Origin of the sequence: Edwardsiella anguillarum ET080813, from assembly GCF_000264765.2 — a bacterium.
In the GTDB taxonomy this organism is placed as follows: domain Bacteria; phylum Pseudomonadota; class Gammaproteobacteria; order Enterobacterales; family Enterobacteriaceae; genus Edwardsiella; species Edwardsiella anguillarum.
In genome coordinates this window covers 1,112,420-1,136,823 of sequence record NZ_CP006664.1, presented here as the reverse complement: position 1 = coordinate 1,136,823, position 24,404 = coordinate 1,112,420, and the positions used below count along the sequence as shown (strand labels likewise).

Below are 24,404 nucleotides of genomic sequence, written 5' to 3'. Positions count from 1 at the left end.
AGGACTGGCGTTTTAGGGAATCTCCGAGGTGCCGTAGCAGGCTGTAACCCTTGAACCCGGGGTTCAAGGTGAACATAACGTCACAACTTTAAGGCTTCTCGGAGACCGAGCCTGCTCACCGGTTGTGGAGCGCCACATTCTTAAGGTTTGAAATATCGGCTCAGGGGACTGGCCCGCGCACGAACACCTCAGAGAAATTTGAAATCTTGCTGCTTTGTTACTGTTTATACTAACACAACTTTCGCTTTATGGAACGGCTTTCTTTGTAAATATTGTTGTATAATCAGTAAGTTAATTTTTACTCAAAAGAGGTTCCGGGACGCTCGGTGATGCGTCCTTGCTCCAGCAACGCCTGCTCTATCGTCTGCTGCAGCATGCGGATCCGTTGCTCCATATTGGCGGCATAATCGCGAGTTTTCAATCGCTCTTGCGCCAGTTCGTGACATACGTTCAATGCCGCGATAAAGACCAACTGCTCCGTATTGGTGACTCTAGTGCGAACTTTCAGATCTTGCAACCGCTGATTCAGATCCTCTGCGGCCTGGTTTAAGGCATCCAGTTGTTCTGGCGGACAATTAACACGCAGTGCGCGGCCAAAAATTTGAATATCTACCGGTTGTGCAGACATACTATCTTCCTGCTAGGTTTTGCGCCGCGTTCCACTGTAGAACGCTGTGGGCGCTAACTATATCTACCCCGCTATGCAGTGACAAGCCCTCGGCTTGCGATACGGCCCTTTCTGGTATAGCGACTCATCTTGGTGGTAGCATAACACGAACTTTATCAGCCAACGATGACCAATACGTATGTCTACAGAGAATAGCCTGGCGGATTACGCCACCCTGACGCAGGCCCTGCAGCAGCAGGGCGTGGCGCTGACCGCCGCCGAAATGCACGGATTACTCAGCGGCCTGCTGTGCGGCGGCAATCGCGATGACAGCTGGCTGACGCTGGTGCACGATCTGACCAACGAAGGCACGGCGTTTTCCCTGAGCCTGTCGCAGCCGCTGCAGGCGCTGTATGGGCAGACGCGCGGCGCGCTGGAGGGCGATGAGTTCGCCTTCCAACTGCTGCTGCCGGGCGAGGATGACGCCTCGGTATTCGTCCGCGCCGATGCGCTGGCCGGGTGGGTGAACCATTTCTTGCTGGGGCTGGGCATGATGCAAGCCAAGCTGGGACAGGTTAAAGGCGACGTGGGCGAATCCATCGACGATCTGCGTAGCATCGCTCAACTGGGCTACGACGAGGATGAAGATCAGGAGGCGCTGGCCCACTCTCTGGAGGAGGTTGCGGAGTATGTCCGCATGGCCGCCATGCTGTGCCACGGCGAGTTCAGCCGCCGCGGGGCGCCAGCGTCCGACGCGCCCCGCCTGCACTGATCGGCGCGGCTGACGGATGAGCGGCGGCGGGACCGCCGGTGCCGTCGGCGGAGCGTCGCCGTTGTGGATGCGTATTGATCGCGCGCATTATTGCGGGATACGGCCTGGACGTATCCCGTTTTAATAACCGGTTTGTATTATGGAGACAGGGTGCAGCCGCCGGGCTGCCCTGCCGTTTGACCCGCCTATTGTCAGGAGATGGATATGACCCCGCAAGAGTATCAGCGTCGCCGTCAGGCGCTGCTGGCCAAAATGCAACCGGGCAGCGCCGCACTGTTTTTCGCGGCGCCGGTCCGCTGCCGCAATGCCGAAAACGAATACCCCTATCGCCAGAACAGCGATTTCTGGTACCTATGCGGATTCAATGAGCCGGAGGCGCTGCTGGTGCTGATCAAAAGCGCCGACAACCATAGCCACAGCGTGCTGTTCAATCGGGTGCGAGACGTCACGGCAGAGGTTTGGTTTGGCCGTCGTCTGGGACAAGAGGCGGCGCCGGCGCGGCTGAATATCGATCGCGCTCTGCCGTACGGCGACGTGGAGGAGCAACTGCCGCTGCTGCTCAACGGTCTGGACGTGGTGTATCACGCGCAGGGCATGTATGACTTCGCCGATGCGATGCTCTTTTCCGCGCTGGAGACGCTGCGCCGCGGCGCCCGTCAGAGCCTGCGTGCGCCCGCGACCCTGACGGACTGGCGGCCTTGGGTGCATGAGATGCGGCTGTTCAAGTCGGCGGAGGAGATCGCCGTCATGCGGCGCGCCGCCGAGATCACCGCACAGGGCCATACCCGGGCGATGGAGAAGTGCCGTCCGGGGATGTATGAGTATCAGCTGGAGGGCGAGCTGCTGCACGAGTTCAACCGACACGGCGCGCGGGCCCCCTCCTTCAATACCATCGTGGGCAGCGGCGAGAACGCCTGTATCCTGCATTACACTGAAAACGAAAGTGAAATGAAAGAGGGCGATCTGGTGCTGGTGGATGCCGGCGCCGAGTTCCGCCACTATGCCGGCGATATCACCCGAACCTTCCCGGTCAGCGGCCGCTTTAGCGAGCCCCAGCGTCAGATTTATCAGCTGGTGCTGGCGTCGATGGCGGCGGGGCTTGAGTACTATCGTCCCGGCAGCAGCCTGCGCGAGGCGCAGGAGGCCACGGTGCAGATGATGGTGACAGGCCTGGTGGCGCTGGGGATCCTGCAGGGAGAGGTCGAGCAGCTGATCGCGCAGCAGAAGCATCGGGCGTTCTTTATGCACGGCCTCGGGCATTGGCTGGGGCTGGATGTCCACGACGTTGGCGACTATGCGACGCCGGCGCGCGATCGTACGCTGGAGCCGGGAATGGTGCTGACCTGCGAGCCGGGGCTGTATATCGCACCCGATGCCGATGTGCCGCTGGCCTATCGCGGCATCGGGGTGCGGATTGAGGATGATGTGCTGATCACCGAGGCGGGCTGCGAGATCTTGACCGAGGGCGTCGTGAAATCGGTCGAGGCGATCGAAGCACTGATGGCGGCGGCGCGGGCGCGGGAATGAGCATCATCATCGCCGGCGGCGGCATGGCGGGCGCGACGCTGGCGCTGGCGCTGTCGGCGTTGAGCGGCGGGCGCTGTGCGGTAACGCTGGTGGAGGCAGTCGCTCCCGGCGCCGATGCGCACCCCGGATTTGACGCCCGCGCCATCGCGCTGGCCCACGGTACCTGTCAGCAGCTGGCGCAGATCGGCGTCTGGCCGGCGCTGGCCTCCTGCGCGACCGCGATTCGTCAGGTGCAGATAAGCGACCGCGGCCACGGCGGAGCGCTGTGGCTGGACGCCGATGCGTACGATCTCCCCGCGCTGGGGCAGGTGATCCCGCTGCATCAGGCCGGCACCCGTCTGTTTCGGCTGTTGGCGTCGGCGCCGGGTGTGACGCTGCTCTGTCCGGCGACGCTGGCGCGGGTGGAGCGTCGCGTCGACGGCGTGACGGCCTGGCTGGCGGATGGCCGTTGCTTACAGGGACGGCTATTGGTGGCCGCCGACGGAGCCTCATCGCCTCTGGCGCAGATGTGCGGCATGGGGTGGCACAGCGAGGCGTATGAGCAGACGGCGCTGATCGCCACGCTGGCTACCCGCGAGGTGCACCGTGGACGCGCCTTTGAGCGTTTTACGCCGGACGGGCCGCTGGCGCTGCTGCCGATGGCGGAGGGGCGGAGCACGCTGGTCTGGTGTCTGCCGCCGGCGCAGGCGGCACAGGCGATGCTGTGGGATGATGCCTCGTTTCTGCATCATCTGCAGCAGGCCTTTGGCTGGCGCCTGGGGCGCTTGACGCACTGCGGCCGGCGCGATAGCTACCCGCTGAGCCTACGTCGGGCGCACGGGCATATCGGCCACCGTCTGGCGCTGGTCGGCAATGCGGCGCAGACGCTGCACCCGATTGCTGGGCAAGGATTTAACCTGGGGTTGCGCGATGTGATGACGCTGGCGGAGACCCTGAGTGATGCGCTGCGGCGCGGGGAGGATCCCGGCGCCTATCGGACGCTGGCGCGCTATCAAGGGCGGCGTCAGCCCGACTGCGCGGCGACTGTTGCGCTGACCGACTGTCTGGTGCGGCTGTTCGCCAACCGTCTGCCGCCGCTGGCGGTCGGGCGTAATCTGGGACTGATGGCGCTGGCGCTGACGCCGCCGCTGCGCACACCGCTGGTGCGGCGCACGCTGGGTCAGGTCGCCCGTTAGTCCGCCGTTGCTGGGGAAACAGGAAGCTATGCAATCATTCGATATTATTGTTGTCGGCGGCGGTATGGTCGGTCTGGCGCTGGCCAATGCCCTGTCCGGCAGCGGGCTGCGCATCGCGGTGGTCGAGCCGCGTGCGCCGGCACCAACGACCGTGCGGCGGGTGTCCGCGCTGAATATCGCCAGCGAGCGTCTACTACAGCAGCTGGGCGTCTGGCCTCAGATCCTGGCGCAGGGTGCCGCGCCCTGTCGCGGCATGGCGGTATGGGAGGCGGACAGCTTTGGTCGTATCGCCTTTGACGCCGCGGACTATGGGCATCTCCACCTGGGCCACATCGTGGAGAACCAGGCGGTACAGACGGCGCTGTGGCAGCGGGCCGAGCAGGATAAGGGGATCACTTTGATGACGCCGGCGACCCTTGCGCAGGTGGCCTGGGGAGAGAGTGAGGCGTTTGTGACGCTGGATAACGGGACGATGCTCAGCGCGCGGCTGCTGGTCGGCGCCGACGGTGCCCACTCGGCCCTGCGCCGTCAGGCCGACGTACCGCTGACGTTCTGGGACTACCAGCATCATGCGCTGGTGGTGACGATCCGCTGTGAGCAGCCCCATGACCAGATCGCGCGTCAGATCTTTCACCCGCAGGGGATCCTGGCGTTTTTACCGCTGCGGGATCCCAACCTGTGCTCTATCGTGTGGTCGCTGCCGCCGCAGGAGGCACAGCGCATGTACGCGGCCGCGCCGCCGCTGTTTGAGCGTGCGCTGACCATCGCCTTCGATCATCGGCTTGGCCGCTGCCAGTGCGTCGGCGAACGGGCGCTGTTTCCCTTGCAGGGGCGCTATGCCCGCAGCTTTGCCGGACACCGCTTGGCCCTGATGGGGGATGCGGCGCACACCGTGCATCCGCTGGCCGGTCAGGGGGTTAATCTGGGGTTGATGGATGCGGCGGAGCTGGCGGGTGAGCTGTGCCGCCTGCAGGCCCAGGGCAAGGACATCGGACACCATCTGTATCTGCGCCGCTATGAGCGTCGGCGCAAGCACAGCGCCGCCGTGATGCTGGCGGCGATGCAGGGGTTCCGCGATCTGTTCGCCGGGGCCAACCCGGCGAAGAAACTGCTGCGTGACCTGGGGCTGACGCTGGCCGATCGCCTGCCGGGGGTGAAGCCTCAGCTGGTGCGCCATGCCATGGGACTGGCGGATCTGCCTGCGCTGCTGCGGGCGGCGCCGTCGGACGAATAAAGATCGGGCGCCTCGCCCGCGGATGCCCTCCGCGGGTGAAATATTCTAATCCTATCCCCGCCGTTTGAATTAGTTTTTCTCATCTCCCCGTTTTTTATCCCTGCTGTTTTCTGCTTTCCTTAATCTGTTAAGGTTATACATAGGCAACAAAAATGCAGCAACTATGTTAATTTTGTGCTGATGTGCGCATTTTTTCAGCAAGATATTCTGCATTATCATCCTATCGTCCCGGCGGGGTTAGCGTTGTTACGCCTATTTTATCTTATGGTTAATTCGCTGTTTCAGTGATACCGTCGGGCAGAGATGTATCGATTGCGCGCCGCGGAGGGGCCGCGGCGGCGCGAGCGCAGCCGCTTACGGCCGCATACTCAGTCGAGGATGAGAATGGCAAAACAGACGGTGCTTTATGATCAACATGTGGCCGACGGGGCGCGCATGGTGGATTTTCATGGCTGGATGATGCCGCTGCACTATGGCTCCCAGCTGGAGGAGCACCATGCGGTGCGCAGCGATGCCGGGATGTTTGATGTTTCCCATATGACCATCGTGGATCTGCACGGGGTCAGGGTACGAGAGTTCCTGCGCCATCTGTTGGCCAACGATGTGGCGCGCCTGACACAGCCGGGTAAGGCGCTGTACAGCGCGATGCTGAACGCCAGCGGCGGGGTGATCGACGATCTGATCGTCTATTTTCTGACGGATCAGCAGTTTCGTCTGGTGGTCAACTCGGCGACCCGAGAGCGGGATTTAGCCTGGATTGGCGAGCATGCGCTTGCCTTTGGCGTTGAGCTGCGCGAGCGGCGCGATCTGGCGCTGATCGCGGTGCAGGGACCAACGGCCCGTCAGCGGGTGGATGCGCTGCTAACGCCGGCGCAGCGTCAGACGATCGCCGGGATGCAACCCTTCTTCGGCCGTCAGGCGGGATCGCTGTTTATCGCCACCACCGGCTACACCGGGGAGGATGGCTATGAGATAGCGCTACCGCAGGAGGCGGCGGCGGCCTTCTGGCAGCGGCTGGTACAGGCGGGCATCAGGCCCTGCGGGCTGGCCGCCCGCGACACGCTGCGTCTGGAGGCCGGAATGAACCTGTATGGTCAAGAGATGGATGAGCGGATCTCGCCGCTGGCGGCCAACATGGGCTGGACCATCGCCTGGGCGCCGCCGGAGCGTGACTTTATTGGCCGGGCGGCGCTGGAGCGTCAGCAGGGCCAGCATCCTGAACAGCTGGTCGGGCTGGTGATGCGGGAGAAAGGGGTGCTGCGGGCGGGCATGACGATCCGTTTCCGCGATGGACAGGGGAACGCCTGTCAGGGGACGATCACCAGCGGCTCGTTCTCGCCGACGCTGGGGTGCAGCATCGCCCTGGCGCGGGTACCGCAGGGGATCGGCGGCGAGGCGTGGGTCGAGATTCGCGGTCGCGAGCTGGTGCTCAGCGTGGTGAAACCGGGCTTTGTTCGTCACGGCCGCAGCCTGATCCCGTCCGTCGATGCGGCGGCGATAGGCAACTAACCAAGTGAAGCAACACATAACTCCAGGAGAGGATGGCGATGAGCAATGTGCCGACAGAGTTGAAGTATACCGCGTCCCATGAGTGGGTACGCGCGGAGGCAAACGGGGTCTTTTGCGTCGGGATCACCGATCATGCCCAGGGGCTGCTGGGCGATATGGTGTTTGTGGATCTGCCGGAGGTAGGGGCGCACATCGACACCGGCGCGGAGTGCGCGGTGGCCGAGTCGGTCAAGGCGGCGTCGGACATCTACAGCCCGCTGGCGGGGGAGATCGTGGCCGTAAACGGTTCACTGGAGGAGGCGCCGGAGCAGGTCAACGCAGCGCCCTATGATGAGGGCTGGCTGTTCCGTATCCGGGCCGACGATCCCGCCGAGTTTGCGGCGCTGCTCAGCGCCGAAGGGTATCTGGCCGCGCTGGACGAATAAGCGCGTGACCGCCGGGCCGCCCCAGTGGCGGCCTTTTCGTATGATTTGCCGGGCGCCGGGCTGCGGCGCGATCCAGGAATGCGTAAGCCATGACTCAGACCCTTACTCAGCTTGAAAACAGTGACGCTTTTATTGCCCGCCATATCGGCCCCACGCTGGAGGAGCAGCAGCAGATGTTGGCGCAGATTGGTGCAGCGGATCTCGATACGCTGCTGGCGCACATCGTCCCGGCGGATATTCAGCTGCCCGCCGCGCCGCCCATCGGCGCCGCCTGCAGCGAGCAGCAGGCGCTGGACGAGCTGCGGGCGATCGCCGCGCAAAACCAGTGCTACAGATCGTTTATCGGCATGGGCTATTACGGCGTGCAGACGCCGCCGGCCATCCAGCGCAACATGCTGGAGAACCCCGGCTGGTATACCGCCTATACCCCTTATCAGCCGGAGGTATCCCAGGGGCGTCTGGAGGCGCTGCTTAACTTTCAGCAGATGACGCTGGATCTGACCGGGCTGGAGCTGGCCTCGGCGTCGCTGCTTGACGAGGCGACCGCCGCCGCCGAGGCGATGGCGCTGGCGCGGCGCGCCAGCCGCCTGAAGCAGGCCAAGACGTTCTTTATCGCGCAGGATGTGCACCCGCAGACCATCGACGTGGTCTGTACCCGGGCCGCGACCTGCGGGGTTGAGGTGATCATCGATGATGCCCGGCGGGCGGCGGATCACCGCGATCTGTTCGGGGTGCTGCTGCAGCAGGTCGGCACGCAGGGCGAGCTGCATGACTATCGTGCGCTGATGGACTCCCTGCGCGAGCGCGGGGTGATCACCTGTATGGCGGCCGATCCGCTGGCGCTGGTGCTGCTGGAGGCGCCGGGGCGTCAGGGAGCCGACGTGGTGTTTGGCTCCGCTCAACGCTTTGGCGTGCCGATGGGCTACGGTGGCCCCCACGCCGCCTTCTTTGCCTGTCGCGAGGCGTTTAAGCGCGCCATGCCGGGGCGGATTATCGGCGTCGCGCGGGATGCCGCCGGGGAGCCGGCCCTGCGCATGGCGATGCAGACGCGTGAACAGCATATCCGGCGGGAAAAGGCCAACTCCAACATCTGTACTTCGCAGGTGCTGCTGGCCAATATCGCCGGTATGTATGCGGTGTATCACGGTCCGCAGGGGCTGCGGCGCATTGCCGAACGGGTTCACCGCCTGGCGGATATTCTGGCGCTCGGCCTGCAGCAAAAGGGGATGACGCTGCGCAACCACCGCTGGTTCGATACCCTGACGGTGGCGGTGCCCGACAAGGGGGCGGTGCTGGCGCGGGCCCTCGGCTTTGGCATCAACCTGCGCGGCGATCTGGATGGCGCGGTCGGCATCAGCTTTGACGAGTGCAGCACGCGCGACGATCTGGAGGCGCTGTTTACCATCCTGCTCGGAGACGGCCATGCGCTGAATATCGATACCCTGGATACGCTGGCGCAGGAGGCCTGCGAAGGCAGCATTCCGGCGGCGCTGCTGCGCCGCGAGCCGATCCTGACGCATCCGGTGTTCAACCGCTATCACAGCGAAACCGCCCTGATGCGCTATATGCACGCGCTGGAGCGGCGCGATCTGGCGCTGAATCAGGCGATGATCCCGCTGGGCTCCTGTACCATGAAGCTGAATGCCGCCGCCGAGATGATCCCGATCACCTGGCCCGAATTCGCCGCGCTGCACCCGTTCTGTCCGCCGGAGCAGGCGCAGGGCTACCGGCTTCTGCTGAGCCAGCTGGCGGAGTGGCTGGTGCAGCTGACGGGGTATGACGCCGTCTGTCTACAGCCCAACTCCGGCGCACAGGGGGAGTATGCCGGTCTGCTGGCGATCCGCCGCTATCATGAAAGCCGGGGCGAGGGGCAGCGTACTCGCTGCCTGATCCCGGCCTCGGCCCACGGCACCAACCCGGCCTCGGCGCAGATGGCCGGGATGGAGGTCGAGGTAGTGGCGTGTGATGAGCAGGGCAATATCGATCTGCACGATCTGCGTGAGCGGGCGCGGCAGGCGGGGGAGCGCCTGGCGGCGATCATGGTGACCTACCCCTCGACCCACGGCGTATATGAAGAGACCATTCGCGAGGTGTGCCAGATAGTGCATCAGTACGGTGGTCAGGTGTACCTGGACGGCGCCAACATGAACGCGCAGGTCGGGATCACCACGCCCGGCTATATCGGCGCCGATGTCTCGCACCTGAATCTACATAAAACCTTCGCCATCCCGCACGGCGGCGGCGGGCCGGGAATGGGGCCGATCGGCGTCAAGGCTCACCTGGCGCCCTTTGTTCCCGGCCACCGGGTGGTGCAGCTGGCCGGCCTGACCACCCGCCAGGGCGCGGTCAGCGCCGCACCGTTCGGCAGCGCATCCATTCTGCCCATCAGCTGGATGTATATTCGCATGATGGGGGCCGATGGGCTGCGCGGCGCCAGCGCGGTGGCGATCCTGAACGCTAACTATATCGCCCGCCGTCTGGGGGCGGTCTACCCGGTGCTGTACCGCGGGAAGACGGGCTATGTGGCCCACGAGTGTATCCTGGATCTGCGCCCGCTGAAGGCGCGCAGCGGCATCAGCGAAATGGATATCGCCAAGCGTCTGATCGACTATGGCTTCCACGCACCGACCATGTCCTTCCCGGTCGCCGGTACGCTGATGGTCGAACCGACGGAGTCGGAGAATAAGGCCGAACTGGATCGCTTTATCGCTGCCATGCTGGCGATTCACGATGAGATCGCGCGCGTTGAGGCCGGTGAGTGGCCGCTGCAGGATAACCCGTTGGTCAATGCGCCCCACACCCAACGAGAGCTGGTGGGCGAGTGGCATCACCCCTATGGGCGTGAGCTGGCGGTGTTTCCCACGCCGCAGACGCGGGATAACAAGTACTGGCCGGCGGTGAAGCGCCTGGATGATGTCTATGGCGATCGCCATCTGCAGTGCTCCTGTCCGCCGCTGAGCGACTGGGCATAGGTTATCCCACGCGGGCGGGCGATCGGTGACGGTCGCCCGCTTTTTTTTGCACGGCTTCCGCGCGCCGGATCGATGGCGAACCCGGTTCTCCCGGGGCGTGTCCGCTTTTTATGAACATTTTATGTATGAAATATTCTAATTTATTATCCAGTGGATAACGAACGACGCATCTGGCGCTTTTGTATTAAAAATCAATTAAAATCATTTTATTACATTTTGATCGTCTGTTATTACTTGCGCTAATCATCACTTTTATTCATGCGTTGATCGGCGATTTCCCCGGCTGGCCAGGGGGGTAAAGTGTGATAGAGTTCTCATCGTGAAATGTTGCCATTGCGGAGAGGCGTTTTTCTCCGCCCGCCGGCAGCGTACCGCTCCCGCGTTTATCCGGTTTATGTTACCGCGCCCGTTTGCCGGGCGACGGCGGCGTACTATTCCCGTTTAAACGTCCAATACACCGACAGGCAAAAATAAAAACGGGTAATGTCAGGTATGGAACTTTTGGCACAGTGTGTGAACCGCATCAATAGTCTGTTGTGGAATGAGCTATTGATTTTTTTACTCTGCGGCACGGGGATCTATTACACCCTGCGTCTGGGCTTTATTCAGATCCGGCATTTCGGCTCCGGCTTTCGCGCGCTGTTCGGTGGTATGTCTCTGTCCGGTGATAAGGCGGACAAGCAGGGGATGAGCTCATTCCAGGCGGTCGCCACGGCCATCGCGGGCCAGGTGGGGACCGGGAACCTGGCCGGTCCGGCGACGGCGATCGTCGCCGGTGGTCCGGGCGCTATTTTTTGGATGTGGGTCTCCTCATTCCTGGGGATGGCGACGATTTATGCCGAGGCCATTCTGGCGCAGAAATATAAGTCTTTTGATAAACAGGGACACGTTGTCGGCGGCCCAGCTTATTACATTGAGAAAGGGCTGAACTGTAAATGGCTGGCTGCGTTGTTTTCCGTGCTGATTATTTTTGCGCTGGGTTTTATCGGCAACATGGTGCAGTCCAACTCGATCGCCGCCGCCTTTGAGGGTTCGCTGGGCGTTCCGGGCTGGATCGTCGGGGTGGTTCTGGCCGTGCTGACCGGTGGGGTTATCATGGGCGGGCTGCGCAGTATCGCCTCCTTCACGGAGAAGGTGGTGCCGACCATGGCGGTATTTTATCTGGTCGGCGCGCTGCTGATCCTGGGCCTGAACGCCCACTATATTCTGCCGGCGTTCAAGGCCATCTTCGTGGCGGCCTTCAACCCACAGGCGGTGCTGGGCGGCGGCGCGGGGATCGCTATCCAGCAGGCGATGCGTTTCGGTATTGCCCGCGGCCTGTTCTCGAACGAGGCCGGGATGGGATCAACGCCGCATGCCCACGCGGTGGCCAAGGTGAAACACCCGGAGCAGCAGGGCTTTATCGCCATGATGGGGGTGTTCGTGGTGTGCGTGATCGTCACCCTGACGGCGCTGGTGATCATCACCTCTGGCATGGCGATGTGGCAGCAGGGTGGGCAGGCGCAGGCCTCTTTCCTCGGCGTATTTTCAGGCCAGGGGATTGCTGTGACCCAGCAGGCGTACTCCTATGTTTATGGTCACTTTGGCAGCCTGTTTATTTCCGCCTCACTGTTCTTCTTCGCGTTCTCGACCATCATTGGCTGGTACTACTATGCGGAGACCAACGTGCGCTATCTGTTTAACTCGCAGAAGGCGGTGCGGGTGTATCAGCTGCTGGTGGTCGTCTTTATCTTCATCGCCTCTTTCTTCCACGTGGAGCTGGTGTGGAATATGGCCGATATGTTCAACGGCCTGATGGTGCTGCCGAACCTCGCGGCGCTGCTGCTGCTGTCGCCGGTGGTGATCCGTCTGACCCGCGAGATCGGCCAGCGCCGCCACGGTAGCGCGGTCGCCGAAGGCGAATGACCTAGTCGGGCGTTAGCATCACGGCGGCAGGGGGCTCCTCTGCCGCCGTTTTACTTAGAGGTACAGATAGATAGCGAAGAAGTGACAGGCGCTGCCGCCGAGGACAAAGGCATGCCAGATGGCATGATTGTAGGGAATGCGCCGGCAGACGTAGAAGATAACCCCCAGGGTATACACGATCCCCCCCAGCGCCAGCAGCGCGATCCCCGCGCCGGAGAGGCGCATCGCCAGCTGATAAATCACGATTAGCGAGAGCCAGCCCATGGTCAGATAGGTGATCAGCGAGACGATCTTAAAGCGGTGGGCGAAGGCCAGCTTAAACAGGATCCCCAGCAGCGCCAGCGTCCAAATTACCGCCATCAGCCCGCGCGCCAGCGGTGAATCCAGCCCGATCAGTAAAAAGGGGGTATAGGTTCCGGCGATCAGCAGATAGATGGCGCAGTGGTCAAAAACTTTCAGCCAGCGCTTGGCCGCCCGGTTAGGGATGGCGTGGTAGAGGGTCGAGGCCAGAAACAGCAGGATCATGCTGCCGCCGTACAGGCTGTAGCTGGTAATGGCCATCGCGCTGGCGCCGCTGCCGACGGCCTGTACCAGCAGCAGAACCAGCCCGACGATCCCCAGAATAAAACCGATGCCGTGGCTGATGCTATTGGCGATCTCTTCGGTCAGAGAGTACCCCGGTTGCAGCGGGGAAGCGGTTGTCATCATCGTATGATCTCACGCAGCGAAGCCCGATCCACGTCGGACTTAGGTAAGCCGGGGACATGCCTCCCAGCTCCAGGTCATTCCGCCAGCGACGGAACGACCTAGAGTAGCTGAGAATGATTCCAGTGTACACGTGTACGCTAAAAAAGCGGCGCGGCGCGCGGCCATATAATGAGAGTTGATGTGCTTAAAATCACAAATAGTCACCGTGATTATTACTTTTACAACAGCGGATCGCCGCCGTCAGGGCCACTTTTTGCCGCTGCGCGGGGGATTGTCGGGGGTTATGGCTATCTTGTTGAATTTATTAAACTGATTTTTAAACAAAAAAGAGATCTTCTGCACGGAAAACGTCCAACTCATTAATTTGATGAGAATCTCAATTAATGTATTATTCCTGCGTCGTTTTTCTCCGCAATCGTGAACGCAATCGATTACGCTTTTAAAAAACTCTTACTTGATCACAGTTTTCTGTATCCGTTTATTTCTATAATGCGCCAGGCCAACGAGCGGGCGTTCGCGCGAGTGATGGCTGATTTGTGGCGATGTTGACATGTTGTCGTTGTCTCCCTCTGCGCGGGGAGCTTTTTAAGGTAAGTGGCACTCATATGAAAAAAACAATTTTAGCTGCGGGCGCTCTGCTGTCCTGTCTCTCCACCAGCGTCACGGCAACGGCGGCGGACAATAACGGCGAGTATCTTTCCGACTGGTGGCATCAGAGCGTGAACGTGGTGGGTAGCTACCATACTCGCTTTGGGCCGTTCCGTACCAATGATGTGTACCTGGAGTACGAAGCCTTTGCCAAGAAGGACTGGCTCGATTTTTATGGCTATGTTGACGTACCGAAGTTCTTCGGCGCCGGCAACACGGTCGATAAGGGGATCTGGGATAAAGGCTCCCCGCTGTTTATGGAGATCGAGCCGCGCTTCTCTATCGATAAGCTGACCGGCTTGAACCTGGGCTTCGGTCCGTTTAAAGAGTGGTACTTCGCTAACGACTATGTCTTTGACATGGGGCGTAACAGCGATAGCCGCCAGAATACCTGGTATATGGGTCTGGGGACCGACATTGATACCGGTCTGCCGATGGGCCTGTCGCTGAACGTGTACGGCAAGTACCAGTGGGAAAACTACGGTGCAGCCAACGAGAATAGCTGGGACGGCTACCGCGTGAAGGTGAAGTACTTCGTGCCGTTGACCGAGCTGTGGGGCGGCAACCTGAACTATATCGGTTTCACCAACTTTGACTTCGGCTCCCGTCTGGGCGACAAGTCCGGGGTCGGCAGCAACGGCAATCAGCTGCGCTCCAATAACTCCATCGCCTCCAGCCATATTTTGGCGCTGAACTACACCCACTGGCACTACTCCGTGGTGGCTCGTTACTTCCATAACGGCGGCCAGTGGAAAGAGGGTGCCGCGCTGGGTGAAGATCTGCATCCGACCGGCTGGGGTTACTACCTGGTGGTGGGGTACAACTTCTAATCCCACGCCATGTCTGCATCAGGGCCCCGCTGCGACGGGGCCTTTTTCATGGCTAAAAAGAGGAAGGCGCGCAGGAAAACGAGCCGTTTTTCTGTGCCGCGTTTTACGCCATGATGTCGGGATTGTGCGGCGAACTTTCTGGCCTAAGGAGCTATCATGACCCGACACCTCAGCAAGGATACCCAACTGTGCATGTCGCTGGCGGCGCGCCCGGGAAACTTTGGCACCCGCTTTCATAACTACCTGTATGACGCGCTGGATCTGGATTATCTGTATAAGGCCTTCACCACCTGCGATATCGTCGCCGCTATCGGCGGCGTCAGGGCGCTGGGTATCCGCGGCTGCGCTATCTCCATGCCGTTTAAGGAGGCGGTGATCCCGCTGGTGGATGAGATGGATGCCTCGGCCGCCGGGATCGGATCGGTGAATACCCTCGTCAATACGGAGGGCTGGCTGAAGGCCTATAACACCGATTATATCGCCATCGCCCAGCTGCTGCGCCAGTATGCGCTCGATCCCACCATGTGCTTTGCCCTGCACGGCAGCGGCGGCATGGCCAAGGCGGTCGCCTGCGCGCTGCGGGACGCGGGGTTTACCCGTGGCTATATCGTGGCGAAAAACGCCGAGTCCGGTCAGCGTCTGGCCGCGCAGTATGGCTATACCTGGTACCGAGAGCTGCCGGTGCAGGCGCCGGCCGAGCTGCTGATCAACGCCACGCCGGTGGGGATGCTCGGCGGCGAGTTTGCCAGCGCGCTGTCATTTCATCCCGCGCTCATCGCGCAGGCCCGCGCGGTGTTTGAGGTGGTGGCCATACCGATAGCGACGCCGCTGGTTCAGGCGGCGCGGGCGGCGGGCAAAACGGTGATCACCGGGGCCGAGGTGTTCGCCATCCAGGCGGTGGAGCAGTTTGTCCTGTATACCGGCATTCGGCCGGAGCACGGGCTATTTTTACAGGCCGCCGCCCACGCCCGGGGAGAGTGACGCCCGACCGCGGGCGTCGGCTGTGTCGGGCGCGATGGAGGCTATTCCGGTTGATCCGCGATGCGATAGGGCAGGGGCGACAGCGCGAGCTGGCTCCGCGCATCGTCGCGTACCCGTAGTACGCTGTCTGCCGGGAGATCGCTGCTCAGCACCGCCTGCAGGTAGATGTCGCCGTCGGCCAGCCGCTGTGCCGCCAGCACCGTACCGCTGCGCCGCCAGCTGTCGCCCAGACGCAGCTCCAGATCTTCGCTGGCGTGCGGTAGCCGTTCTGCGCTACCGCGCAGCCAGAACAGCGCCCGCCGGTTGGCGCCGCGGTATTTGGCCCGCGCCACCATCTCCTGGCCGCTGTAGCATCCCTTGGTAAACGAGATCCCGCCCAGCGCCTGCAGGTTTACGGCCTGGGGGAGGAACCGATCGCAGCTGGGCTCATCGATGATCGGGAGCCCGGCTTCGATATCCAGCGCCAGCCACTGGGCGCTATCCGCCAGGCGTGCGCGCGCGGCCAGCGGGGTGAGGAGCCGCGCCGCTTCATCCGCATCATCGCAGATCAGCAGGTAGCGCGGCTGCGGCCAGGCCATATAGAGCAGATGGCTACGGCCGGCCTGCAGCAGCGGCGCATCGGCGTCCGGCAGCCGCGGGAAGAGTGTGCCGAGGGCCTCGCTGGCCTGCGCGCCGGCGACGCCCAGCAGCACTGCCGTCTCATCGCTGGCGATGCTGACCTTGGCAAATACCGCATACTTTTTCAGCTCCAGCGTCTGCAGGGTGGCCACGCTGCGGCGCAGCAGATAGGTGAAGCCGTCGCCGCGGCGCAGCAGGCGCAGGCTGCTCCACAGCTTGCCTTGGGCGTCGCAGTGGCCGCACAGCGTATGCTGCGTGGCGGTCAGCGCCAGCACGTCGGCGGTAAGCTGCCCCTGTAGGTAGCTTGGCGCATCCGGGCCGCTGACGTTGATCGGCAGCCAGTCATCCAACCGTATCAGGGTCAGGGGAAGGTGCTCTGCGGCCAGAGGCGGCTGCGGGGAGAAGGGGGCGTTAAGGTTCATGAGAGTTCCCTGTAAGGTCATACCGGACGTAGTGACCATGGTAAGAAAGCTCGCCCGCAATGCCAATGGTTAATTGCGCTCGATGTGGTTACGTTCAGAAACTGGGCGGTCTCGGCATGAGGTGTTGCGTAACACATTGCAAATCCTGAATAAAAAAGCACGAATAACAAATATTATCCGTGGCAGCGTGGGCAAAATATGACAGAGTGTTAAGGGATTTTCTAAATCAAACGGGTTTTCGCGCTAGAATAAGAGTCAGATTGGCGCGGGATACCGCCAGCGATGCCGGCGTGTGGGCCGGCGTCCCGTCAGTTACCAAATAGAAAACGAAGTCGGAGTGGATGAGTCATGGATATCAATAATAAAGCGCGGGTTCACTGGGCGTGCCGCCGCGGAATGCGCGAGCTGGATATCGCGATTATGCCTTTCTTTGAACATGAGTATGATGCGCTTAACGATGCCGATAAACAGACCTTTGTCCGCCTGCTGGCCTGCGACGATCCTGAGCTATTTAAATGGCTGATGAACCAGGGTAAGCCGGACGACGCTGATCTGGCCCGTATGATTACGCTGATTCAGACGCGAAATAAAGAACGTGGTCCTTTGGCGCTGTAACGTTCACGTCTCCTGGCGTACCCAGGTGATGTTTCTGCTGGGGCACGGCGCGCTGGTTTTGGCGATCCTGCTGGCGCCCTGGCCGGAAAACTACAGCGCATTCTGGCTGGTTCTGCTGGTGGCGGTGATCTTTGAGTGTATCCGCAGCCAGCGTCGGATTGCGCGTAACCGCGGTGAGCTGCAGCTGCTGACGCCGCAGGTGTGGCACTGGCAGCTGCGCGAGTGGCGCCTGGCCCGGCGCCCCTGGGTTAGCGATCTGGGGGCGCTGCTGATTCTGCAGAGTACCCATGGTGTACCGTGCCGCCGCCGTCTGTGGCTGGCGGCCGACAGCATGAGCCGAGAAGAGTGGGGGCAGCTGCGCCGCGCGCTGCTCGATACGGGCGACGATCGCGCATAGCGAATCGCCGCGCTGGCGTGGTCGCTACAGCAGCTCGGCCGTCTCTAGCATGATCTGCTGGCACCAGCGCTGGAGCCGTGCCTCGCTGAGATCGAACTGGCTAACCTCGTCCAGCGCAAGGCCGGCAAATAGGCGTCCATCGTCCAGCGTTGCCCGAGAGGCGGTGAACGTATAGCCCGCCGTCGGCCAGTAGCCAACCGGGCGGGCGCCGAGCGTCAGCAGGCGATCGTGCAGCATGCCGAGCGCGTCCTGAAACCATTCTCCGTACCCCTGCTGATCGCCCATGCCATACAGCGCGACGATTTTTCCCGGCAGCGGCGGCAGCGCGTCCCACGCGGCCTGCCAATCCTCCTGCTGCTCACCGAAGTCCCAGGTGGGGATCCCCATGATCAGCATGTCGTATTCCGTCATTCGCGCGGGCGAGGTGTCGCGGATGTTGTGCAGGGTGACCAGATCGGCGCCCAGAATGTCGCGAATTCTCTCGGCGGCCATCTCGGTGTAGCAGGTGCTGGAGCCATAAAAAAGACCGATTTTCATTGTGCGTTTGCCATGATTGCCCAAGCGGATACGGGCAGTGTAACAGATTTGAAACCACTGACCGCATCCTGTAGGCTGGCCGTCGATAAGGCGCCGCACGTAGCGTGCAGGCGGGATACCATACAGCGATATTATGGGTTAAGGAGTCGGGGTGCACGAACAGGATCAGGCGCTGATCGAACAGTTTTTGGATGCGCTGTGGCTGGAGAAGAATCTGGCGGAGAATACCCTGGCCTCCTATCGTCAGGATCTGCGCACGCTGGCCGAATGGCTGGCCTGTCACGATCTGACCCTGCTGACGGCGGCGCACGGCGATCTGCAGGACTTCTTCGCCCAGCGCATGGACGGGGGCTATAAGGCGTCCAGCTCGGCCCGTCTGCTCAGCGCGCTGCGCCGCTGCTATCAGTATCTGTACCGGGAGACGCTGCGTGGCGACGATCCGAGCGCGCAGTTGGCCTCGCCCAGGCTGCCGCAGCGGCTGCCGAAAGACCTTTCTGAAGCCCAGGTGGGCGCCCTGCTGCAGGCGCCCTCCATCGATACGCCGCTGGAGCTGCGCGATAAGGCGATGCTGGAGCTGCTGTACGCCACCGGCCTGCGGGTGTCCGAACTGGTGGGGCTGGCGCAGGAGGATATCAGCCTGCGTCAGGGCGTAGTACGGGTGATCGGCAAAGGCAACAAAGAGCGCCTGGTTCCCCTTGGGGAGGAGGCGATCTACTGGATTGAGTACTATCTGGAGTATGGCCGTCCGTGGCTGGTGAACGGCCAGACGGTTGCGGCGCTGTTTCCCAGCAATCGCGCCCGCCAGATGACGCGCCAGACCTTCTGGCACCGGATTAAGCACTATGCCGTCCTGGCGGGGATCGATGCGGAGCGCCTGTCACCGCACGTGCTGCGCCATGCGTTCGCTACCCATCTGTTGAACCATGGCGCGGATTTACGTGTCGTACAGATGCTTTTGGGGCACAGCGATCTTTCCACTACCCAGATTTATACCCATGTAGCGACAGAGCGTCTGAGACAGCTACATCAACAGCATCATCCCCGCGCCTGAGCGGAGGGCAATTCAAAGGAATTCATTATGAAGAAAAGCGTGATTTGGTTGGCATTACTGGCGACATCCGTCAGCGGCCTGGCCCGGGCAGATGATGCCGCGATCCAGCAGTCCCTGAAAAAGCTGGGGATCCAGCAGGCGCAGATCCAGGCGTCGCCGGTGGCCGGTTTGAAGACGGTCTTCAGCGAGGGCGGCGTGCTGTATGTAACGGACGATGGCAAGCATATCCTGCAGGGGCCGATGTATGACGTCAGCGGCGCGGTGCCGGAAAACGTCACCAATCAGCTGCTGATGAAGCGCCTGGATAAGCTGGCGCCAGAAATGATCGTCTATAAGGCACCGAAGCAGAAGTATGTGATCACCGTCTTTACCGATATCACCTGCGGCTACTGCCATAAGCTGCACGCCCAGATTAAGGAGTACAACGATCTGGGGATCACCGTGCGCTATCTAGCCTTCCCGCGCCAGGGGCCGGACTCCAAGGCGGAGAAGGATATGCAGTCGATCTGGTGTATGGCGGATCGCCGCAAGGCCTTCGACGATGCGCTGAAGGGCGAGACGATTTCACCGGCGACCTGTGATGTGAACATCAAGTCTCACTATGAGCTGGGCGTGCAGTTTGGCATTCAGGGGACGCCGGCGATCGTGCTGAGCAACGGAATGGTGATCCCTGGCTATCAGGGGCCGAAAGAGATGCTGGCGATGCTGGATGCCCAGGCCCAGATGGGCCAGAAGAAAGGTTAATGTTTTGACGATGAAGACACGGCTTTGCCGGCGAGAGGCGGCGGCGGAGAGTCAGCTGCCGGATGAGATACCGCCGCTGCTGCGCCGTCTGTACGGTAACCGCGGCGTGCGCAGCGCCGCCGAGCTGGAGCGCGGGGTGAAGGGGCTGCTGTCGTATCAGCAGTTGAGCGGTATTGAGCGGGCGGTGACGCTGCTGCAGGAGGCACTGGCGCAGCGTCTGCGGTTGGTGATCGTCGGTGACTTTGATGCGGACGGCGCGACCAGCACCGCGCTGTCGGTGCTGGCGTTGCGCGCCATGGGCTGCGATAGCGTGCAGTATCTGGTGCCCAACCGTTTTGAGGATGGCTACGGCCTTAGCCCGGAGGTGGTCGAACAGGCCGCCGCCATGGGGGCGGAGCTGATCATGACCGTGGATAACGGCGTCTCGTCGCACGCGGGGGTCGAGGCGGCCCACGCGCGCGGGATCCGCGTGCTGGTGACCGATCACCACCTGCCGGGAGAGACGCTGCCGGCGGCGGAGGCCATCGTCAACCCGAATCTGGCCGACTGCGATTTTCCCTCCAAGTCGCTGGCCGGCGTCGGCGTCGCCTTCTACCTGATGCTGGCGCTGCGCCGTCATCTGGTAGAGCAGGGCTGGTTTGAGCGTCTGGGGCGCCCTGCGCCCAATCTGGCCGATCTGCTGGATCTGGTGGCGCTGGGCACCGTGGCGGACGTGGTCGCGCTGGATACCAACAACCGTATCCTGGTGCACCAGGGGCTGAACCGTATTCGTGCCGGGCGCTGTCGTCCGGGGATCCGCGCGCTGCTGGAGGTAGCCAAGCGCGATGCCCTGCGTCTGAGCGCCAGCGATCTCGGTTTTGCCCTGGGGCCGCGCCTCAACGCCGCCGGGCGGCTGGACGACATGTCGCTGGGGGTGGCGCTGCTGCTGAGCGAGGATATGCCGCAGGCGCGTGCGCTGGCCTGCGATCTGGATACGCTAAACCAGACGCGCCGCGAGATAGAGCAGGGGATGCAGAGCGAGGCGTTGGCGATCTGTGCCGGGCTGGAGCGCACCCTGACGCAGCTGCCCTACGGGCTGGCGCTCTACCATCCCGAATGGCATCAGGGTGTCGTGGGGATTCTGGCCTCGCGTATCAAAGAGCGCTTTTACCGTCCGGTGATCGCCTTTGCTCCGGCCGGAGAGGGGCTGCTGAAGGGATCGGGGCGCTCGCTGCCGGGGCTGCACATGCGCGATGCGCTAGAGCGTCTGGACACCCAATACCCGGGGCTGATGCAGAAATTTGGTGGCCATGCGATGGCGGCGGGGCTGACCATTGAGGCGGCGCGCTTTGACGACTTCCGTCATCACTTTGATGCGCTGGTGGGCGAGTGGCTCGATCCGGCCCAGCTGGAAGGGGTGGTTTGGTCGGACGGGGCGCTGAGCAGCGATGAGCTGACGCTGCCGGTGGCGGAGCTGCTGCGCGACGGTGGACCCTGGGGACAGGCGTTTCCGGAGCCGACCTTTGACGGTCAGTTTCGCATTCTGCAGCAGCGTCTGGTCGGGGAGCGCCACCTTAAGCTGATGCTGGAACCGCTGGGCGGTGGCCCGCTGCTGGACGGCATCGCGTTTAATGTGGATACCGCCCTGTGGCCGGACGCCAGCGTGCGTGAGGTGGAGCTGGCCTATCGGCTGGACATCAATGAGTACCGTGGCAATCGCAGTGTACAGTTAATGATCCAACACCTCTGGCCGCGCTGAGGCAGGGTCAGCAAAATCATGTATTGTAGAGGGGTAACGAAAGTTACCCCTCTTGTTTATTAGCATAATTAATAACTGGGGCGCGCAGATTAGTAAATTCGTTGAACTTCCGCGTTAAGTGCCGGATTTTACAGCAACAGTGCAGGATCTCTGCGTAGGGTCTGCCATTTCTGCAAACGAGTTGCTATAGTCTGTAGGGGTAATGGGATGGGGATTTAGGTTATGCCTTTGCCAGCGTATGGCGAGATATCCCGTTACTTTGCGTTTGTCCTTTTGGCCGGGGGCCGTATGACGGCACCGTGTTTCCCGACCGTTGCACTTTTAAAGAAGATAACAATCTATGTTTGAAATTAATCCGGTAAAACACCGTATTCAGGACCTGTCTGCGCGGACAGATGTTCTGAGGGGGTATCTTTGACTACGATGCCAAGAAAGAGCGCCTGGAAGAAGTAAACGCCGAGCTGGAACAGCCGGATGTCTGGAATGAACCGGAGCGTGCGCAGGCACTGGGCAAAGAGCGTTCCTCCCTGGAAACCATCGTCAACACCATCGATGAAATGCACCAGGGGCTGGAGGATGTATCCGGATTACTGGAGCTGGCGGTAGAGGCCGACGACGAAGAGACCTTTAACGAGGCCGTCGCCGAACTCGATCTACTGGACGTGAAGCTGGGGCAGCTGGAGTTCCGCCGCATGTTCTCCGGCGAATACGACAGCGCCGACTGCTACCTGGATATTCAGGCCGGCTCCGGGGGAACCGAAGCGCAGGACTGGGCCAGCATGCTGCTGCGTATGTATCTGCGCTGGGCTGAATCCAAGGGCTTCAAAACCGAGATTATCGAAGAATCTGAGGGTGAAGTGGCCGGTCTGAAGTCCGCCACCATCAAAATTAGCGGTGACTATGCCTATGGCTGGCTGCGTACCGAAACCGGCGTGCATCGCCTGGTGCGCAAGAGCCCGTTTGACTCGGGCGGTCGTCGCCATACGTCGTTCAGCTCCGCCTTTGTTTATCCTGAAGTGGATGACGATATCGATATCGATATCAATCCGGCGGATCTGCGTATCGACGTTTACCGCGCCTCTGGCGCCGGTGGTCAGCACGTCAACAAGACGGAGTCCGCCGTGCGTATTACCCACATTCCGACCGGGCTGGTGACGCAGTGCCAGAACGACCGTTCCCAGCATAAGAACAAAGATCAGGCCATGAAGCAGATGAAAGCCAAGCTTTATGAACTTGAGATGCAAAAGAAAAATGCTGAACGGCAGCAGATGGAAGATACCAAGTCCGATATCGGTTGGGGTAGTCAGATCCGTTCTTATGTGCTGGATGACTCCCGCATAAAAGATTTACGTACTAGCGTTGAGACACGTAATACACAGGCCGTGTTAGATGGCGACCTGGATAGGTTTATTGAGGCAAGTTTAAAAGCCGGGTTATGAGGAAACACTATGTCTGAACAACAGCAACAAGGCGCCGAACAGGCTCTGGACTTAAACAACGAAATGCAGGCTCGCCGCGAGAAACTGGCGGCTCTGCGTAAGGAAGGCATCGCTTTCCCTAACGATTTCCGCCGCGACACCACCTCCGATAAGCTGCACAGCCTGTATGACGGTAAGAGCAAGGAAGAGCTGGAAGCGCTGAACGTTGAAGTTTCCGTTGCCGGGCGCATGATGACCCGCCGTATCATGGGTAAAGCCTCTTTCGTTACGCTGCAGGATATGGGTGGCCGTATTCAGCTGTATGTTGCCCGTGACGATCTGAAAGATGATGTTTACAGCGAACAGTTCAAGAAATGGGACCTGGGTGACATCATCGGCGCACGCGGTACTCTGTTCCGCACTCAGACCGGCGAGCTGTCCATTCATTGCCACTCTATCCATCTGCTGACTAAGGCCCTGCGCCCGCTGCCGGACAAATTCCACGGTCTGTCTGACCAGGAAACCCGCTATCGCCAGCGTTATCTGGACCTGATCGCCAACGAGTCTTCCCGCGAGACTTTCCGTACCCGCTCCAAGATCCTGGCCGCTATCCGCAACTTCATGGTCAACAAAGGCTTCATGGAGGTCGAAACCCCGATGATGCAGGTGATCCCGGGGGGCGCCTCCGCCCGTCCGTTCATCACCCATCACAATGCGCTGGACATCGATATGTACCTGCGTATCGCGCCGGAGCTGTACCTGAAGCGTCTGGTGGTCGGCGGCTTCGAGCGCGTGTTCGAAATCAACCGTAACTTCCGTAACGAAGGCGTCTCTCCGCGTCATAACCCCGAGTTCACTATGATGGAACTCTATATGGCCTACGCGGACTACAAAGACCTGATCGTGCTGACCGAAGAGCTGTTCCGCACCATCAGCCAGGATGTTCTGGGCAGCAGTGTGGTGCAGTACGGCGATCAGACCTTCGATTTCGGCAAGCCGTTTATCAAGATGAGCATGAAAGAGGCCATCTGCCACTACCGTCCAGACATCGCCTCTGCCGATCTGGATGACATGGATAAGGCCTGCAAGATCGCCGAGTCCCTGGGCATCAAGATCGAGAAAAGCTGGGGCCTGGGCCGCGTACAGTGCGAAATCTTTGATGAAACGGCAGAGAGCCAGCTGATTCAGCCGACCTTCATCACCGAATATCCGGCTGAGGTTTCTCCGCTGGCGCGCCGTAACGACGAGAACCCGTTCATCACCGACCGCTTTGAATTCTTCATCGGCGGCCGTGAGATCGGTAACGGCTTCTCCGAGCTGAACGACGCCGAAGATCAGGCGGAGCGTTTCCTGGATCAGGTGAAAGCCAAAGATGCCGGCGACGACGAAGCCATGTTCTACGACGAAGACTACGTGACCGCGCTGGAGCACGGCCTGCCGCCGACCGCCGGTCTGGGCGTGGGTATCGACCGTATGATGATGCTGTTCACCAACAGCCACACCATCCGTGACGTGATCCTGTTCCCGGCGATGCGTCCGCAGAAATAAGCGTTGTCCTCATCGCGTATCAG

21 protein-coding genes and 1 other RNA gene are annotated in these 24,404 nt (G+C 61.3%); 17 read left to right on the top strand and 5 right to left on the bottom strand.

All coding sequences use genetic code 11. The annotated features are described in order from the left end of the window. Window positions 1-16: 16 nt before the first annotated feature. Window positions 17-198: non-coding RNA, 6S RNA (gene ssrS / locus ETEE_RS19880), on the bottom strand. Between the two features lie 100 nt (window positions 199-298). Further along, window positions 299-628: a cell division protein ZapA gene (zapA, locus tag ETEE_RS05180; RefSeq protein WP_005282128.1), complete on the bottom strand. Its 330-nt coding sequence runs from the start codon at window positions 626-628 to the stop codon at window positions 299-301. Between the two features lie 178 nt (window positions 629-806). Between zapA and ETEE_RS05175 the strand changes: the two genes are divergently transcribed. From ETEE_RS05175 to ETEE_RS05140, 8 genes are all read left to right on the top strand, one after another. After that, window positions 807-1,379: a YecA/YgfB family protein gene (locus tag ETEE_RS05175; RefSeq protein WP_034164705.1), complete on the top strand. Its 573-nt coding sequence runs from the start codon at window positions 807-809 to the stop codon at window positions 1,377-1,379. A 204-nt stretch (window positions 1,380-1,583) separates the two neighbouring features. Then, window positions 1,584-2,906, top strand: a complete 1,323-nt coding sequence (pepP, locus tag ETEE_RS05170; RefSeq protein WP_034164704.1) for a Xaa-Pro aminopeptidase — start codon at window positions 1,584-1,586, stop codon at window positions 2,904-2,906. Then, on the top strand, window positions 2,903-4,081 hold the full coding sequence (ubiH, locus tag ETEE_RS05165; protein WP_034164703.1) for a 2-octaprenyl-6-methoxyphenyl hydroxylase: 1,179 nt from the start codon (window positions 2,903-2,905) through the stop codon (window positions 4,079-4,081). The genes pepP and ubiH overlap by 4 nt, the downstream gene beginning before the upstream one ends. Window positions 4,082-4,109: 28 nt before the next feature. Next, a complete protein-coding gene (ubiI, locus tag ETEE_RS05160) occupies window positions 4,110-5,315 on the top strand; it encodes an FAD-dependent 2-octaprenylphenol hydroxylase (protein WP_034164701.1) in 1,206 nt (401 codons plus the stop codon). Window positions 5,316-5,699: 384 nt separating this feature from the next. Beyond that, the gene (gene gcvT / locus ETEE_RS05155; RefSeq protein WP_034164700.1) at window positions 5,700-6,824 is read left to right on the top strand and encodes a glycine cleavage system aminomethyltransferase GcvT; all 1,125 of its coding nucleotides are present in this window, start codon (window positions 5,700-5,702) and stop codon (window positions 6,822-6,824) included. Window positions 6,825-6,862: 38 nt separating this feature from the next. Then, the gene (gene gcvH, locus ETEE_RS05150) at window positions 6,863-7,249 is read left to right on the top strand and encodes a glycine cleavage system protein GcvH (RefSeq protein WP_034164699.1); all 387 of its coding nucleotides are present in this window, start codon (window positions 6,863-6,865) and stop codon (window positions 7,247-7,249) included. Between the two features lie 89 nt (window positions 7,250-7,338). Continuing rightward, a complete protein-coding gene (gene gcvP, locus ETEE_RS05145) occupies window positions 7,339-10,221 on the top strand; it encodes an aminomethyl-transferring glycine dehydrogenase (protein ID WP_034164698.1) in 2,883 nt (960 codons plus the stop codon). Window positions 10,222-10,713: 492 nt separating this feature from the next. Further along, window positions 10,714-12,126 carry an alanine/glycine:cation symporter family protein gene (locus ETEE_RS05140; RefSeq protein WP_034164696.1) on the top strand — a complete coding sequence of 471 codons (1,413 nt, stop codon included), beginning with the start codon at window positions 10,714-10,716 and terminating at the stop codon, window positions 12,124-12,126. Window positions 12,127-12,180: 54 nt separating this feature from the next. Here ETEE_RS05140 and trhA read toward each other — a convergent pair whose 3' ends face one another. Continuing rightward, a complete protein-coding gene (gene trhA / locus ETEE_RS05135) occupies window positions 12,181-12,834 on the bottom strand; it encodes a PAQR family membrane homeostasis protein TrhA (RefSeq protein WP_370634716.1) in 654 nt (217 codons plus the stop codon). Between the two features lie 605 nt (window positions 12,835-13,439). On the opposite strand from trhA, the gene ETEE_RS05130 reads away from it, so the two are divergent. After that, the gene (locus ETEE_RS05130; protein ID WP_034164695.1) at window positions 13,440-14,312 is read left to right on the top strand and encodes a nucleoside-specific channel-forming protein Tsx; all 873 of its coding nucleotides are present in this window, start codon (window positions 13,440-13,442) and stop codon (window positions 14,310-14,312) included. Window positions 14,313-14,468: 156 nt separating this feature from the next. After that, entirely contained in the window at window positions 14,469-15,293 is an 825-nt protein-coding gene (locus ETEE_RS05125; protein WP_034164693.1) for a shikimate 5-dehydrogenase, read from the top strand. 41 nt (window positions 15,294-15,334) lie between these two features. Here the strand turns inward: ETEE_RS05125 and ygfZ are convergent, their stop codons facing one another. Further along, window positions 15,335-16,333: a tRNA-modifying protein YgfZ gene (gene ygfZ, locus ETEE_RS05120; RefSeq protein WP_034164692.1), complete on the bottom strand. Its 999-nt coding sequence runs from the start codon at window positions 16,331-16,333 to the stop codon at window positions 15,335-15,337. Window positions 16,334-16,681: 348 nt separating this feature from the next. Between ygfZ and sdhE the strand changes: the two genes are divergently transcribed. Together sdhE and ETEE_RS05110 are read left to right on the top strand one after the other, a co-directional pair. Beyond that, window positions 16,682-16,948, top strand: coding sequence for an FAD assembly factor SdhE (gene sdhE, locus ETEE_RS05115; protein ID WP_012849755.1), 267 nt, complete (start codon window positions 16,682-16,684; stop codon window positions 16,946-16,948). Then, window positions 16,929-17,345, top strand: coding sequence for a protein YgfX (locus tag ETEE_RS05110; RefSeq protein ID WP_034164690.1), 417 nt, complete (start codon window positions 16,929-16,931; stop codon window positions 17,343-17,345). Before sdhE ends, ETEE_RS05110 begins: the two co-directional genes overlap by 20 nt. Before the next feature lie 24 nt (window positions 17,346-17,369). Here ETEE_RS05110 and fldB read toward each other — a convergent pair whose 3' ends face one another. Further along, window positions 17,370-17,882, bottom strand: a complete 513-nt coding sequence (gene fldB / locus ETEE_RS05105; RefSeq protein WP_034164689.1) for a flavodoxin FldB — start codon at window positions 17,880-17,882, stop codon at window positions 17,370-17,372. Between the two features lie 151 nt (window positions 17,883-18,033). On the opposite strand from fldB, the gene xerD reads away from it, so the two are divergent. The 5 genes from xerD (at window position 18,034) to lysS (ending at window position 24,381) form a co-directional block, all read left to right on the top strand. Beyond that, window positions 18,034-18,933 (top strand): site-specific tyrosine recombinase XerD, encoded by a 900-nt coding sequence (gene xerD, locus ETEE_RS05100; protein WP_034164688.1) that lies wholly within the window; start codon window positions 18,034-18,036, stop codon window positions 18,931-18,933. Between the two features lie 27 nt (window positions 18,934-18,960). Continuing rightward, the gene (dsbC, locus tag ETEE_RS05095; RefSeq protein ID WP_034164686.1) at window positions 18,961-19,677 is read left to right on the top strand and encodes a bifunctional protein-disulfide isomerase/oxidoreductase DsbC; all 717 of its coding nucleotides are present in this window, start codon (window positions 18,961-18,963) and stop codon (window positions 19,675-19,677) included. 4 nt (window positions 19,678-19,681) lie between these two features. Next, window positions 19,682-21,415 carry a single-stranded-DNA-specific exonuclease RecJ gene (recJ, locus tag ETEE_RS05090; RefSeq protein WP_034164685.1) on the top strand — a complete coding sequence of 578 codons (1,734 nt, stop codon included), beginning with the start codon at window positions 19,682-19,684 and terminating at the stop codon, window positions 21,413-21,415. A gap of 340 nt (window positions 21,416-21,755) precedes the next feature. Beyond that, a protein-coding gene (gene prfB / locus ETEE_RS05080; RefSeq protein ID WP_107775223.1) for a peptide chain release factor 2 occupies window positions 21,756-22,854 on the top strand; the annotation gives its coding sequence in 2 pieces (ribosomal slippage) (window positions 21,756-21,830 and window positions 21,832-22,854; 1,098 coding nt in all). 9 nt (window positions 22,855-22,863) lie between these two features. Beyond that, a complete protein-coding gene (gene lysS / locus ETEE_RS05075; protein WP_034164683.1) occupies window positions 22,864-24,381 on the top strand; it encodes a lysine--tRNA ligase in 1,518 nt (505 codons plus the stop codon). Window positions 24,382-24,404 lie beyond the last annotated feature (23 nt).

Excerpts from the sequence above, each read along its gene's own strand:
- zapA (WP_005282128.1), bottom strand. The coding sequence starts at position 628 with ATGTCTGCACAACCGGTAGATATTCAAATTTTTGGCCGCGCACTGCGT.
- ETEE_RS05175 (WP_034164705.1), top strand. The coding sequence starts at position 807 with ATGTCTACAGAGAATAGCCTGGCGGATTACGCCACCCTGACGCAGGCC.
- pepP (WP_034164704.1), top strand. The coding sequence starts at position 1,584 with ATGACCCCGCAAGAGTATCAGCGTCGCCGTCAGGCGCTGCTGGCCAAA.
- ubiH (WP_034164703.1), top strand. The coding sequence starts at position 2,903 with ATGAGCATCATCATCGCCGGCGGCGGCATGGCGGGCGCGACGCTGGCG.
- ubiI (WP_034164701.1), top strand. The coding sequence starts at position 4,110 with ATGCAATCATTCGATATTATTGTTGTCGGCGGCGGTATGGTCGGTCTG.
- gcvT (WP_034164700.1), top strand. The coding sequence starts at position 5,700 with ATGGCAAAACAGACGGTGCTTTATGATCAACATGTGGCCGACGGGGCG.
- gcvH (WP_034164699.1), top strand. The coding sequence starts at position 6,863 with ATGAGCAATGTGCCGACAGAGTTGAAGTATACCGCGTCCCATGAGTGG.
- gcvP (WP_034164698.1), top strand. The coding sequence starts at position 7,339 with ATGACTCAGACCCTTACTCAGCTTGAAAACAGTGACGCTTTTATTGCC.
- ETEE_RS05140 (WP_034164696.1), top strand. The coding sequence starts at position 10,714 with ATGGAACTTTTGGCACAGTGTGTGAACCGCATCAATAGTCTGTTGTGG.
- trhA (WP_370634716.1), bottom strand. The coding sequence starts at position 12,834 with ATGATGACAACCGCTTCCCCGCTGCAACCGGGGTACTCTCTGACCGAA.
- ETEE_RS05130 (WP_034164695.1), top strand. The coding sequence starts at position 13,440 with ATGAAAAAAACAATTTTAGCTGCGGGCGCTCTGCTGTCCTGTCTCTCC.
- ETEE_RS05125 (WP_034164693.1), top strand. The coding sequence starts at position 14,469 with ATGACCCGACACCTCAGCAAGGATACCCAACTGTGCATGTCGCTGGCG.
- ygfZ (WP_034164692.1), bottom strand. The coding sequence starts at position 16,333 with ATGAACCTTAACGCCCCCTTCTCCCCGCAGCCGCCTCTGGCCGCAGAG.
- sdhE (WP_012849755.1), top strand. The coding sequence starts at position 16,682 with ATGGATATCAATAATAAAGCGCGGGTTCACTGGGCGTGCCGCCGCGGA.
- fldB (WP_034164689.1), bottom strand. The coding sequence starts at position 17,882 with ATGAAAATCGGTCTTTTTTATGGCTCCAGCACCTGCTACACCGAGATG.
- dsbC (WP_034164686.1), top strand. The coding sequence starts at position 18,961 with ATGAAGAAAAGCGTGATTTGGTTGGCATTACTGGCGACATCCGTCAGC.
- lysS (WP_034164683.1), top strand. The coding sequence starts at position 22,864 with ATGTCTGAACAACAGCAACAAGGCGCCGAACAGGCTCTGGACTTAAAC.